This is a genomic window from Streptomyces johnsoniae (assembly GCF_031845565.1).
Classification (GTDB): domain Bacteria; phylum Actinomycetota; class Actinomycetes; order Streptomycetales; family Streptomycetaceae; genus Streptomyces; species Streptomyces johnsoniae.
The window spans coordinates 63,494-76,124 of sequence record NZ_JAVREV010000005.1 but is presented as its reverse complement, the minus strand read 5'-3'; the positions used below and the strand labels follow the sequence as shown (position 1 = coordinate 76,124).

The 12,631-nt window shown below is 72.7% G+C and carries 11 protein-coding genes and 1 pseudogene; 5 read left to right on the top strand and 7 right to left on the bottom strand.

What is annotated here, in order from left to right; genetic code table 11:
* Positions 1-106: 106 nt before the first annotated feature.
* Positions 107-814 (top strand): hypothetical protein, encoded by a 708-nt coding sequence (locus tag RM779_RS10520; protein WP_311617409.1) that lies wholly within the window; start codon positions 107-109, stop codon positions 812-814.
* Between the two features lie 59 nt (positions 815-873).
* Here RM779_RS10520 and RM779_RS10515 read toward each other — a convergent pair whose 3' ends face one another.
* The 6 genes from RM779_RS10515 to RM779_RS10490 form a co-directional block, all read right to left on the bottom strand.
* Entirely contained in the window at positions 874-2,778 is a 1,905-nt protein-coding gene (locus RM779_RS10515; RefSeq protein WP_311617408.1) for a DUF2264 domain-containing protein, read from the bottom strand.
* Positions 2,775-3,803: a hydroxyacid dehydrogenase gene (locus RM779_RS10510; RefSeq protein ID WP_311617407.1), complete on the bottom strand. Its 1,029-nt coding sequence runs from the start codon at positions 3,801-3,803 to the stop codon at positions 2,775-2,777. Before RM779_RS10510 ends, RM779_RS10515 begins: the two co-directional genes overlap by 4 nt.
* A gap of 120 nt (positions 3,804-3,923) precedes the next feature.
* A complete protein-coding gene (locus RM779_RS10505; RefSeq protein WP_311617406.1) occupies positions 3,924-4,796 on the bottom strand; it encodes a carbohydrate ABC transporter permease in 873 nt (290 codons plus the stop codon).
* Positions 4,793-5,797, bottom strand: a complete 1,005-nt coding sequence (locus RM779_RS10500) for a carbohydrate ABC transporter permease (RefSeq protein WP_311617405.1) — start codon at positions 5,795-5,797, stop codon at positions 4,793-4,795. Before RM779_RS10500 ends, RM779_RS10505 begins: the two co-directional genes overlap by 4 nt.
* A gap of 46 nt (positions 5,798-5,843) precedes the next feature.
* The gene (locus RM779_RS10495; protein WP_311617404.1) at positions 5,844-7,175 is read right to left on the bottom strand and encodes an ABC transporter substrate-binding protein; all 1,332 of its coding nucleotides are present in this window, start codon (positions 7,173-7,175) and stop codon (positions 5,844-5,846) included.
* Positions 7,176-7,265: 90 nt separating this feature from the next.
* Complete coding sequence (locus RM779_RS10490; RefSeq protein ID WP_311617403.1) at positions 7,266-8,402, bottom strand: substrate-binding domain-containing protein; 1,137 nt, start codon at positions 8,400-8,402, stop codon at positions 7,266-7,268.
* Positions 8,403-8,622: 220 nt separating this feature from the next.
* On the opposite strand from RM779_RS10490, the gene RM779_RS10485 reads away from it, so the two are divergent.
* Both RM779_RS10485 and RM779_RS10480 read left to right on the top strand, forming a co-directional pair.
* The gene (locus tag RM779_RS10485) at positions 8,623-9,591 is read left to right on the top strand and encodes an SMI1/KNR4 family protein (protein WP_311617402.1); all 969 of its coding nucleotides are present in this window, start codon (positions 8,623-8,625) and stop codon (positions 9,589-9,591) included.
* 5 nt (positions 9,592-9,596) lie between these two features.
* Positions 9,597-10,022: a hypothetical protein gene (locus tag RM779_RS10480; RefSeq protein WP_311617401.1), complete on the top strand. Its 426-nt coding sequence runs from the start codon at positions 9,597-9,599 to the stop codon at positions 10,020-10,022.
* A 208-nt stretch (positions 10,023-10,230) separates the two neighbouring features.
* Here the strand turns inward: RM779_RS10480 and RM779_RS10475 are convergent, their stop codons facing one another.
* Positions 10,231-11,262, bottom strand: coding sequence for a saccharopine dehydrogenase family protein (locus tag RM779_RS10475; RefSeq protein WP_311617400.1), 1,032 nt, complete (start codon positions 11,260-11,262; stop codon positions 10,231-10,233).
* A gap of 101 nt (positions 11,263-11,363) precedes the next feature.
* Here RM779_RS10475 and RM779_RS10470 point away from each other — a divergent pair, with 101 nt between their 5' ends.
* Both RM779_RS10470 and RM779_RS10465 read left to right on the top strand, forming a co-directional pair.
* Positions 11,364-12,335, top strand: a complete 972-nt coding sequence (locus RM779_RS10470; RefSeq protein ID WP_311617399.1) for a helix-turn-helix domain-containing protein — start codon at positions 11,364-11,366, stop codon at positions 12,333-12,335.
* A gap of 72 nt (positions 12,336-12,407) precedes the next feature.
* Positions 12,408-12,494, top strand: a pseudogene (locus RM779_RS10465) (Uma2 family endonuclease); the annotation flags it as partial.
* Between the last annotated feature and the right edge of the window lie 137 nt (positions 12,495-12,631).

The following is a 12,631-nucleotide window of genomic DNA, read 5'->3' as shown; positions in this document are numbered from 1 at the left end:
AGATCGTCGCGACCGTGCAACAGAATCCGGGATCGCAGAACCGACGTTCCGGTGTGCCGCGTCTCGCAGGGCGAGCAACGAGGAAATCGCGCACAAAGGGGCACCTGTGAAGTTCGTCAACCGCACTCGCCGCACCGGAACGCTCGCCGCCATCGGTCTCATGACCGCCGCCGGCCTGTTCCTCACCGCGTGCAACGAAGACGAAGTCGCCGGTTCCGGCGGGGGTTCGGGCTCCGAGGGTGGTTCCGGTTCCGCGGGCGGTTCCGGCGGGGAAGAGGGCGGGGAAGAGGGACAGGTCATCCCGGAGGGCGAAGGCTTCACCGGCGCGGTCGCCGGCCCGCTGAGCTACCTGGCGCCGGGCGAGCTGAGGGTCGACGACCAGGCCTTCTACGTTGCCGAGGACACGGAGGTCGTGGGGGGCGCGTTCTGCGCCGATCCGGAGGTCCCGGACAGGGAGTGCACCACCGATCAGCTGGAGCAGGCCGCGCAGAACGGCGATATGACCGTGCTGGTGCAGATCCAGGACGGAGCCGCGCTGCGGGTCGACGGCCCCGGCATCGACCACCCCCTCAGCGGGTGGGAGGTCTCGGTGACCGGCCCGGTGTCGTATGTGAACGAAGACCTGCTGGCGATCGAGGACCGTCACTTCCTCGTCACCGAGGACACGGCGGTCATGGGCAGCGACAACTGCGGCACCTACGACATCGAGCAGACGGACTGCGACGCCGAGATCCTGCAGGAGGTCGTGCGGGAAGGCGAGCTGTCCGCCACCGCGACAATCGTGGACGGCGTCGCCCAGCGGATCGAATGGTGACGATGACCGCTGGTTCCTGATCACCGCCGACGGGGCACGCGGGCCGGTCCGGCTCGCGGTCAACCGTGCTCCACCGTCAGGGGCTCGAAGCCGACGCGCGTGGTCGAGCCGTCGTCCGCCCAGCGCACTTCCAGCACGGCGCCGTCGACGGACACCCGGGTCACGGCGGTCGGCAGCGGGGCGGGCTCCGGCGTCGCCGTGAGGGTGGCCAGCGCCGCGAACAGCGCCGTGCCCTCCACCGCGGCCGTCAGGCGCGGGACGCCCGCCGTGCGCGTGAACGCCGTGCCCTGCGGGGCCCGGCGTTCCGCCAGGTCCGTCCAGCCGTGCAGGCCGTGCAGGGCCGAGACCAGGGGCTCGTCCGGTCCGGTCGCCCAGCCGGACTGCGCGACCCGGGACCCCGGCGGCGCCCCGATCACGCGGTGCACGCGCAGCTCGTACCGGCCCCGCGCCACCGTGACGCTCTCCACCCGCAGAGCCGGCACCATCCGGGCGCCCGAGGCGAAGACGGGCCGGTGCCAGGAGGCCGCCCAGCCCCAGCCGTCGCCGTGGCCGGCGCCCAGCGGGTGGATGCGGCGGCGCACGCTGGGCACCCCGGCGACCTCGACGCAGAGGTGGTTGTCGGGCACGTTGGCCGGCGCCGTCGGCCCGGTCCGCGTCGAGTACGCCTGCCGGCCGTACAGCGGGTCCTCTTCCGCGGCCGATTCGCCCTGGTGCGGGGCGACATGGTCGCTGCCGTGGTTGTGCAGCCGGACGATGCCGTCCGCCCGGGTGCTGTGCACCAGCAGGCCGGGGGCGGGCAGCGCCAGCACCCGGTCGGCGGCCTCGCCGGGGGCGCTCTCCTCGGGCGCGGTCCACAGCGGGTGGTCCGCCGGAGCCAGCAGCGACACGAACGCTTTCGACGCCCAGTACGGCGAGGCGGGCCCTGAGTAGCGCTGCAGTGTCGCCTCGTGCGGTCCGTGCCAGCCGAGGCTGAGCAGGCCGTCCTCGCCGACCGCGCCGCGGTGCAGGAAGTAGCGCAGCGAGCCGCTCAGCAGGCGCCGTGACACCCCCGGCGCGAGCGGCGTGTGGCCGGTGACGGCGCCCAGCGCGACGGCCGTGCCGGCGGCGAAGCGGTACGTCATGGAACGTCCGAAGTACAGCGGGGCGCCGTCGCCGCCGAAGAAGTACGCGAAACCGGCCAGGTGTTCGCGCAGCCGGGAGCCGTACCGGTCCTCGTCCGCCGCCAGGCGGTCGCCCGCCAGGTGGGCGTCGAGCACCGGATAGGCGTGCAGCGCCCAGCCGTTGTAGTGGTCGAAGGCGCGGCCGTCGCCGTCGGCGTACCAGCCCTGGCCGCGGTACCAGGTTTCCAGCAGCTCCAGTGCGCGCTCCCGCGCGCGGGCCGTCTCGGCGTCCCCGCGCCCCACGGACTCCAGGAAGCCGGCCACGGTGAACGGGAAGAGGTACCAGTTGTTGGCCGCGGGGACATGGCGGAGCGCGCCGCGCAGCCATTCCTCGGCGCGGTCCCGCACGGCCGGGTCGAGCCGGTCCCACAGCCAGGGCCGGGTCAGCCGCAGCCCGAGCGCCACGGACGCGGACTCGACCATGGGCTGCCCCTGGACGTGGTGGTCGAGGATGAGGGGCCAGGACTCGGTGTCGTCCCGGCCGGGGGCGCGCGTTCCGGAGGCGAGCCCCGCCGCGTACCGTTCGAGCCACCCGTGCGGGTCCTCGCCCCCCGCGCCGGCGACCCGGAACGCGGCGGCGAGGAAGGTACGGGCGTACCCTTCCAGGCCGTCCGAGCGCACGCCGGAACGGGACGGCCGGCCGGGCAGGTCGAGCAGCGCGCGGCCGGGCGTGGCCCACCGCCACGCGGCGTCGAGCAGCCCGTCGGCGGCGGCCTCCCAGTGCGCACGTGCGTAGCCGGTGTACGGGCTCAGATCGCGGTCCTCCTCGGGGAGGCGCAGCGCGGGGTGCGGGGATGGGCTCATGCCAGGAACTCCAGTCGTTCGCGTCGTACGGGGTGGGCGAAGCCGTCGCCGGCGGCCCAGCGGCGGGTCTCCGCGACGGCCAGGGCGGCCAGCCGCCGCCACTCGTTGCCCTGCGAACCGGCGAGGTGCGGGGTGATGAGGACGTTCTCGCGGTCCCACAGCGGGTGGTCGGACGGCAGCACCTCCGGGTCGGTCACGTCAAGCACCGCCCGAATCCTGTCCTGGGACAGCACATCCGTGAGCGCGTCCTGGTCCACGACGGCGCCGCGAGCGGTGTTGATCAGGCAGCTGCCGGGGCGCATGGCGGCGAGCAGTTCCCTGCTGACCAGCCCCCGGGTGGCGGGCAGCAGCGGGGTGTGGATGCTCACGATGTCGCTCTGCGCGAAGAGTTCGTCCAGGCCGACCGGGCGGGTGCCGAGGGCCACCGCCTCCTCGTCAGGAACGTAGGGATCGTGCAGCAGGAGCCGCAGGTCGTACGGGCGCAGCAGGTCGATCACGCGGCGGCCGACGAGCGAGGCGGAGAGGATGCCCACGGTGCGGCCGTAGTTGCCGACACCGTCGAGCCCGGTGAGCGGGTGTTCGCGCCGCCGGGTGGCGCGCAGGGCGCGGGCCCGTTCGACGACGTGTTTGCCGGCGAGCAGGATCATCGCGACCGTGTACTCGGCGACCGGGAGGGCGTTGGCGGCGGCGGCCGAGGACACCTCGATGCCCCGTTCCCAGCAGGCTTCGGTGACGTGGTGGCGCACCGAGCCGGCGGTGTGCACGATCGCGCGCAGCCGTGGTGCGGCGTCGAGCACGGCCTGGTCCAGGGGCGGGCAGCCCCAGCCGGTAACGAGGATTTCGACGTCCGCGAGCACGGCGCGGGCCCGGTCGGTGGTGAGGTCGTCCAGTGCGGGCGGCGGTTCCAGGTCGCACACCTCGGCGAGCGCGGCCAGGGACGCGGGGGCGAGGACGGCCGCCGCGGCCTGCCGTGACATGGCGAGGGCGGCGCGCGGGCGGGCGGGGGCGGTGGGCGAGGTGGGCATCTGTCTCCCGGGTCCGGCTGACATGACGGCTGGCGCAACGACTGACGTGACAACTGACGTGACAACTGACGTAACGGCTGACATGACGTGAAAGTCGTCGCAGGCGTTGACGACTTCGGGCTATTTGACCGCCCCCGCCGTGAGCCCCGAGCGCCAGAATCGTTGCAGCAGCACGAAGGCCAGGATCAGCGGCAGCACCGCGAGCAGCGAGCCCATGATCACCACGGGAAAGTACTCGGGCGAGACCGTGGCAGAGCTGTTCCACTGGTACAGGCCGAGGCTCACCGGGTACAGGTCCTGCTCGGACAGCATCACCATGGGCAGGAAGAAGTTGTTCCAGATCGCGGTGAGCTGGAAGAGGAAGACCGTGACAAGACCAGGTCCGAGCATCCGCAACGCGACCCGCAGGTAGGTGGCCAGCTCGCCGGCGCCGTCCACCCGGGCGGCCTCCAGCACCTCGTCGGGCACGTAGCCCTGGCTGAAGATCCGGCCGAGATAGACGCCGAAGGGGTTGAAGAGGACGGGGATGAAGACCGACCAGAAGGTGTTCACCACGCCGGCTTCGGATGCCATCAGGTACAGCGGCAGCGCCAGCACCGTCTGGGGCACCATCACCGCGGCCAGCACCAGACCGAACAGCTTCTCCTTGTGCGGGAAGTGGTACTTGTCGAAGGCGTAGCCGCAGGCCACGCTCAGCAGGGCGCCGATGGCGGCCCCGAGGAGCGCGTACAGCAGGCTGTTGACGTACCAGCGTCCGTAAAGGCCGCCGTCCATCGCGAAGAGGTCCTGGAGATTCTGCACGAAGGAGAAGCCGTCGAGGGACAGCAGATCGCTGCTGAAGAGGGAGTCACGGTCCTTCGATGCGGCCAGGACCAGCCACAGCACCGGCAGCAGCGTGTAGAGCACGGATATGCCGACCACGGCGTTCACGGCGGAACGGCCCAGCAGGCGGGGGCGCAGCAGCGGCGTTCCGCGGGTGTCCGATGCCGTCATCGGGTGGCCTCCTCGGCGGAGTTGACGCGGCTGGTCCAGCGGGTCACGCCGTAGGACAGGGCGATCGTGCAGATCAGGAGCACGACGGCGGCGGCCGCGGCCAGACTGTAGTTGTTGCGTGTGAAGGCGGCGTCGTAGATGTACATGCTCGGCGAGAACCGCGAACTGATCATCGGTGACGACTGGCTGAGCAGCATCGGCTCGGTGAACAGCTGCAACGACCAGATAAAGGTGAACATCGCGACCATCACGATCGACGGGCGCACCAGCGGCGTCTTCACCTGCACGGCGGCACGGACCGGGCCCGCGCCGTCGACGACCGCGGCCTCGACGACCTCGCGGGGCACGGCCTGGAGGGCGGCGTAGAAGATCACCATGTTGTAGCCGAGGTTGCTCCACAGCGCGATGTTCACGATGGACGGCAGGACGGTGTGCACGCCCAGGAAGTCGACGGTGATGTCGGCCTTGCCCAGCACCTCGATCACCGGGCTGATGCCGGGCGTGTACAGGTACAGCCAGATCAGCGCGGCGATGATGCCGGGCACCGCGTGCGGCAGGAACAGGCCGAGTTGCGCCCACGACCGCAGGCGTACGACGCCGGAGTCCAGCAGCAGCGCCAGGGCGAGGGCGCCGAGCACCATCAGCGGGATGTAGATCACGCAGTACAGCACGACCGTGCCGAGCCCGGACAGGAACGTCGGGTCGTTCAGCACGGCGGCGTAGCTGCGCAGGCCGACGAAGACGGTGCGTTCCGGGCCGAAGCCGAGGCCCGGCTGGTCCTCGCTGAAGAAGCTCAGCCACACGGCGGTCCCGACGGGGATCAGGAAGACCGTCACCAGGAGGATGAAGAACGGCGCCATCAGCAGGCCGCAGGCGCCGAGTTGCCGGCGGCGGGCCGCCTTGCGGGGGTCCCGGGCCCGCACACGGCGGGAGCCGTCGCCGGTGGTGCCGTTCGGCGGAGCGGTCGTGACCGCGGGGGTCGCCGGGGCGGAGGGGGTCATGGGGGTGTCACCTGCCTTGCGTACGACCCGCGGGTGGGGTGGGGGCTCACGTGCTGTGCTCGCTGGTGGACAGTCCCAGCGCCCGCAGGTCGGGCATGGTGCCGGCCTGGGCGTCGCGCACCGAGTCGATGATCGTGCCCTCGCCACCGCTGGCCCGGGCGAAGCCGTCCTGCATGACCCGGCTGGTGGCGGTCATCCTCGGCCCCCAGGCCCAGCCTTCGCGGAGGACGCGCGCCTGCTCGTCGAACAGGCTGTAGATGTCCTGGTCGCCGTAGTAGGAGCGGTCGAAGGCCTCGCGGCCGACGGCGACCAGGTCGGGGGCGGCCGGGTACGCGCTGCTGGCGCCGCTGGAGAGCCGGGCGCGCAGCGCGTCGGGGTGGGAGACCAGCCACTCGACGAACCCCATGGCGGCTTCCGGGTGCCGGCTGTCCTTGGTGACGGCGAAGGTGGAGCCGCCGTGGGAGCCGACGGCCGGCCGGTCCTGGTCCCACTGCGGCAGCGGCGCGATCCGCCACAGGCCGCGCTGCCCCGGGCGTTCGTTCATCTGCGCGCCCGCGTCCCAGGCGCCGGTGAGCCTGGTCAGAATCAGGCTGTCGCCGACCTGGGCGTCGTACTGCCGGCTTTCGCCCGCGTTCATGAAGACCAGGTCGTCGTCGACCAGCCGCTGCCAGTACGCCGCGACGCGCCGGGTCGGCCGGTCGGCGAGCGACACGTTCCAGGCGCCGCTACGGGTGTCGAACCACTGGGCGCCCGCCTGCCAGGCGTAGGCGGCGAAGTTCATCGCGCCGTCGGTGGGGAAGAGGGCGAGCCGCCGGTCGGGCGCCTTCCGGTGCACCGCCCGCGCGGTCTGCTCGAACTCCTCCCAGGTGCGGGGCACGGTGAGGCCGTAGCGGTCGAAGAGGTCGGCGCGGTAGTGCATGACCATTGGCCCGATGTCCAGTGGCACGCCGTAGGTCCGGCTCTCGAACGTGGTCAGACCCAGCGTCTGCGGCAGCAGCTTCGCGCGCAGCCGGTCGCTGATGAGCGAGGTGATGTCGCTGGCGACGCCGTCGATGGCGAAGCCGGGCAACTCCGGGTACTCGATGGTGGCCACGTCCGGGGCGTTGCCCGCGCGGGCGGCGTTGCTGAGCTTGGCGTAGCCGCCCTGGCCGCCGGTCGGGACCTGCTGGTAGTCGACCTGGACACGATCGTGTGTGCGGTTGAACGCGTCCACCACCTCCTGGCTGCCGCGGGCGGCGGACCAGAAGGTGATGCGCGTGGTGGTGCTCGTGCCGCCTGATCCTCCACTGCCGCTTCCGCTGCAGGCGCCGAGGGCACCTGTCAGGGGGAGCGCGGCGATCGCGGCGAGCACGGATCGACGGCTTTGTCGACCGGGCATGGACGCCTCCCCGGGTCGTTTTCCGGACACGGGCATCCTGATCGCATGAGCAGTAGCGGTCAATAGACCGATCAAAAAAGTTTCAAACGATCAATCAGTCATCCCGGCGGCCGGATGAGGTACGGCGGAGCCGCGCACCATCAACTCGGGCAGCAGCTCGACCCGGCGCACCGGCCCGGCCGCTTGCCGGTTCGCCGCCAGCCGCAGCAGCAGCAACTCGGCGGCCAGGCGCCCGATCTCCGCCTTGGGCGGCGCCACCGCCGTCAGCGGCGGACCGGCCAGCGCGGCCACCACGTCGTCGTACGCCACCACCGAGCAGTCCCGCGGAACCCGCACGCCACTGTCCGTCAGCTGCTGCACCAGCATCAGCGCGTCCACATCGCTGTGCAGCACGGCGGCCGTGGCGCCCCGCTGCCGCAGCAGCGCCGCGAGGTCGACGGCGGCCTCGGCCTCGGCCTGGCCCGCGCCGTGTCCGCCGTCCCGCTCGGGCACGGCGTTCGGGGAGCTGAGGGCCACCGACCAGTCCTCGACCAGCGGGTGCCCGGCCGCGATGTCGGCGAAGGCGGCGCGGATCGCGCGCGCCGACGGGCTGTCGTCGCGGGCGGCCAGCACGATCCGCCGGTGCCCGAGGGAGACCAGGTGGTCCACGGCGAGGTGCACGCCGTACCAGTGGTCGGAGCAGACCGAGTCCACGGCGTGCAGCACGCTGCCGGGCCGCGGCCGGCGTTCCATCAGCACGGTCGGCACCGCCACCCGGGACAGCCAGCGGCAGCCGGCCTCCTCCGCCGCCACGCTGCGCCAGCGCGGGGCGATCAGCAGCCCGGCGGCGCCGCCCGCCACCGCACGCTCCACGATGGGCTGTTCGCTGTGCGCCGCGCTCGGCGCGATGTGCAGGGCGATCCGCATTCCGGCCTCCTCCAGTACCGGACGCGCGCCGTGCAGCGTCTCGTACAGGTACCCGTGGCGCTCCGGCACGACGAGGGCGATCGCGCCGCCCCCGGCCGGCGGCCCGGAAGGAGCCGCCGGCTCCTCCTTCGGGGGCGCGGCCGAGCGCGCCACCCCGTGCCCGCGCCGCAACTTTCCGGCGCGCGCCAGTTCCTCGACGTCCCGGCGTATCGTGACCACCGAGACGTCCAACTCCGAGGCAAGATCGGCGAGGCGGGCCACACCGTGCGACTGCACGGCCGCCAGAATCCGCTGACGCCTCACATCGACCGGCTCCCGCATGACGACTCCCTCGCCGTGTCGTATCCCGTGTCCGTTTCCGTTGCACGTTTCGCATTGAGCGTTTGAACGCTTCGCGCGACAGGATATCGATCGGAGCCGCACCCGTCAGGTGGGGTGCGGCCGCGGAGCCGCCGTCCTCCCCGGCGATATGTGGGCTCCCGACCGGGGACGGCAACGGGCATGCTGGGGGATGCCGGGGGACACGAAAGGCGGGCGGGGCATGGCTGCGCTGGGGCAGTACGTGGAGGAGTTCGTCGAGGCGTGGCGGGAGCTCGACGCCGTCTACCGGGACCTGGGCGCCGCCGCGTGGTGGCCCAGGGAGATGCGCGAGTGGGAGCGGAAGCAGCGCGAGCACGAACGGGCGCGCAAGGGAACGCCGTCCACGCGGGCGGGATTCGAGGACTCCGCACGCCGGTGGCGCCGCGAAGCCGCCGAGCTGAGGGGCGAGTTGGAGCGGCTGCGCCGGTCGACGCCCGAGCAGCAGGCGCAGTGGCTCGACCCGTGGTCGAAGGGACGCGGGTCGAGCCGGCGGCAACGGGGGCGCGATGAGCGCGATGAGGCGGACGAGCGCGCGGCTTCGCCGATGTGGGCGGGGTGGCGGGAGCGGCTGTGGCTCGACGCGCTTCGGGCCGACCTGCACCTCCCCCAGCCGCTGACGCCCACGGAGCTGGCGGAGGCGGAGGAGCAGTTGGGGGTGCGACTGCCCCAGGAGTACCGGAGTTTACTGCTGGAGGTGGCGGCGGGCATCCCGGGCGGCATGCCCGTCCCCGACGTCGCTCCGCTGCTGCGGGACGCGGCCGGGAGATGGAGCTGGGACGGCATCGGCACGCGCACCGCGCTGTCCCGCCTGGCCGAGCCGTTCCCCGGGCAGGAGGTCGACGTGCCGCCCGACGACGAGCCGCGGCGGAAGGACTTCACGAGCGACGAGGCGTACCTGGCCGAGTTGGCCAAGTGGGAGAACGAGGAGCCGCCCTACGACGGCGATCCGGTCGGCGAGCTGACCCGCGGTGCACTGTGCCTGCACTCGCTGGGCTGCGGCGAGGCGATCTGGCTGGTCGTCAGCGGGCCCCTCGCGGGGCGGATGTGGGCCGACCACCTCGTGAGCGAAGGCGGGCTGTACGCCCTGCGCAGGGGTCGGCGCGCACCCGTGTTCTTCCGCGACTGGTTCCTCGGCGCCCGCGGTCGGTGACACCGATGGAGAAGCCCGTCGGATACCGCCGGTGCACGACGTGCGGCGGCCGCTACCCCACCACCCTGTCGAACTACCGGGACCGCCAGGTGCCCTGCCCCATCTGCGCGGAACGGAAAAAGCGGTACCAGGAGATGCTCGCCCGGGCCGAGGAGCGGGCATGGTCCACCTGCGCACGGTGCGGCGCACGGTACAACCCACAGCGGCAGGACCTCTTCGGCTGCCCGGCCTGCGAGACCAGGAAGCGCAGACGCCTGGTCGCCCTCGGCGCCGTCGTGGGCCTCCTCTGCGTAGCGGCCGGCGTGGTGGCGGGCAGCCCGCACGGTGTGCCCGGGTACGTGGGCGGCGGGCTCGTGGGCGCCGTCGTCGGCCTGTTCATGGGCGGCGCCATAGCCATCGCCTCCCCACCCGGCGGAGCGCGCGGCAGCTGAGAACGGGCGGGTCCGCACTGGTGAACGTGGTCCAACGCGTGCCTGTGCGCAGCAGGCGCCCGAGCCGCGGCCCGGCGGTGGTCATCGCGACGCGCACCTCGCCGTCGGGCACCGGACCGGCGGCCACCTGGCAGGCAGCGGGCGGGACGTGGCCCGCCGCCGGTCGCCCACCACTACAGCCCGGCGTACGGAGCGGGTGGGCTGTCCGCTACCGGCGCGGTTCGAGTGACATGCGCGCCGGCAGGGCGCGGAGGAAGTCGGGCGCGTCGAAGATCGCGCCGGCGGAGGCGACACCGACCGTCCTGGTCTGCCCCGTGAGGACGCGGTGGACCGCTTCCACCGCGAGCGGCGCGCTGACGGCGTAGATGTCCTGGCCGCTCGCCGCGGCGCGCCGTTCCACGCCGCCGGAGCGCGCGACGGCTTCGACGAGGAAGGTCTGCGCGGACCGCCCGCGCTGGTCGACCGACGTCGGCGCCGGGGTGTCCGGAGCCGCCAGGTCGCGGGCCGCCTCGACCGTCATGTAGGTGCGCACCTCGGGGACGGCCAGGTGGCTGGGGACGGTGACGACATCGGCCATGGTGAACTCCCCGATCACTTCCCGCGCCCCCATCGGCTCGGGGAAGGGCCACTTCAGGGTCGGCAGGGCGTCCTCGTGGTACTCCAGCCGTCCGTGGCGGTAACGGACGCGCCGACCGCCCCTGCGCTGCCCGGAAACCGCGCCCGCGTCGCGAGTCCCGGCTGTGGGGTGCCAGCTGCTCAACGCGTAGGCGACATGCGCCTCGTCGGCCGCTGTCCAATCGCCCATCGCCGCGGTGACCAGCAGGTCGCCGAGGCCGCCGAAGAAGGCCATCGCGGGGATCACCACGGTGCCCGCGGCGCGGGCGCGATCCGCGAAGTGCGTGAACGTGTCGAGGTTGGCCTCGATCTCGGCCGCCACATCCACATACGGAACCCTGGCGCGCAGTGCCGCCTCGATCACCGGGGCGGCGGTCGCGGCGAAGGGTCCGGCACAGTTGATCACGGCAGCCACGTCGGCCAGCGCGCGGTCGAGCGAGGCCGGGTCGTCCACCGAAGCCGGCCGGGCGTCGAGCCCCGGATGGGACGCCGCGAGCGCCCGCAGCTTGTCCGCGTCGCGCCCGGACAGGACCGGGACGAACCCTCGATCACGCAACTCCGCCACCACGAAACGCCCGGTGTGCCCGTAGGCGCCGAACACCGCCACTGTGTGACCCGGTCTCATCAGTTCTCCCGCTGTCCTCGAATGCCCAACGGTGGACATCCTGGCGTTGGCGATGGACCACCGCGAGTGTCTGGAATGCCATGGCCCATACAATTTCGGACATGGGTACCGTCGCACTGGCCGTCACCGACGGGATGCTGCACTTCGAACTGTCCGTGGCGTACGAGGTCTTCGACGCCGCACCGGCCGGCGCGGCCGTCCCCTGGTACGACGTCGCCGTCTGCGGGTCGAACGCCGTGCGAGTCGGCAGGTTCCGGCTGGAGCCCGATCACGCTCTCGACCGGCTCCGTCACGCCGGCACCGTGATCGTTCCCGCCTGGGCGGACGTCGACGAGGACCCGCCCGCCGACCTGGTCGAAGCGGTGCGCGCGGCCCACGAGGCAGGCGCACGGGTGGCCTCCCTCTGCACGGGCGCGTTCGTGCTGGCCGCCGCCGGCCTGCTGGACGGGAAGCGCGCGACAACGCACTGGGCGCACACCGAGGCCCTGGCCGCCCGCTGCCCCCGGGCGATGGTCGATCCGGACGTGCTCTACGTGGACAACGGCAGCGTGCTCACCTCCGCCGGCAAGGCCGCCGCGCTGGATCTGTGCCTGCATCTGGTCCGCCTCGACCACGGCGCGGCGGTCGCCAACGCCGTCGCCCGCCGCCTGGTCGTGCCGCCGCACCGGGCCGGCGGCCAGGCCCAGTTCGTCGCCGCCCCCGTTCCCACCCGGGACGACCACCCGCTCGCCGCACTGTTCCCCTGGGTGATCAAACGGCTTGGCCGACCGCTGACCGTGGAGGACCTGGCGCGCCAGGCCCGGATGAGCTCCCGCAATCTGGCCCGCCACTTCCACGCGGCGACCGGCACCACCCCGCTGCGCTGGCTGCTGACTCAACGGGTCCGCCGCGCCCAGGAGTTGCTGGAGACCACCACCGACAGTGTCGACGCCATAGCGGCAGCCACCGGCATGGGCACCGCCACGACGCTGCGCCGACACTTCAACCGCACCGTCGGCGTGCCCCCCGACACCTACCGCCGCACCTTCCGGTCCCGGTCCCACCCCGGCCCCGTTCAACCGGCCGAAGACTGATCTGTGCCCCCACCGAGCAGGCCGCACACTCCGGGCCAAGCGGGCCGCTACACATTGCGGCGGAATAATCAGACGATCCGCCTCGACGAACGCGACCGGCCGGAGCCGGACCTCCTGGTGACGACCGCGCCCTACGACCCGGACCGCACGTGGTTCGCCATCGGAGCCGAACTCGACACCGGCCGACATCACAGGGCACCACAGTCCCACCAGCCGAGTTCCCGGTTCCTCACCGCGCGGCCGTGCCCGGCCCTCTCGCGGGAGCGACGACGTACGGGCCCCACGACGTGGGGCCC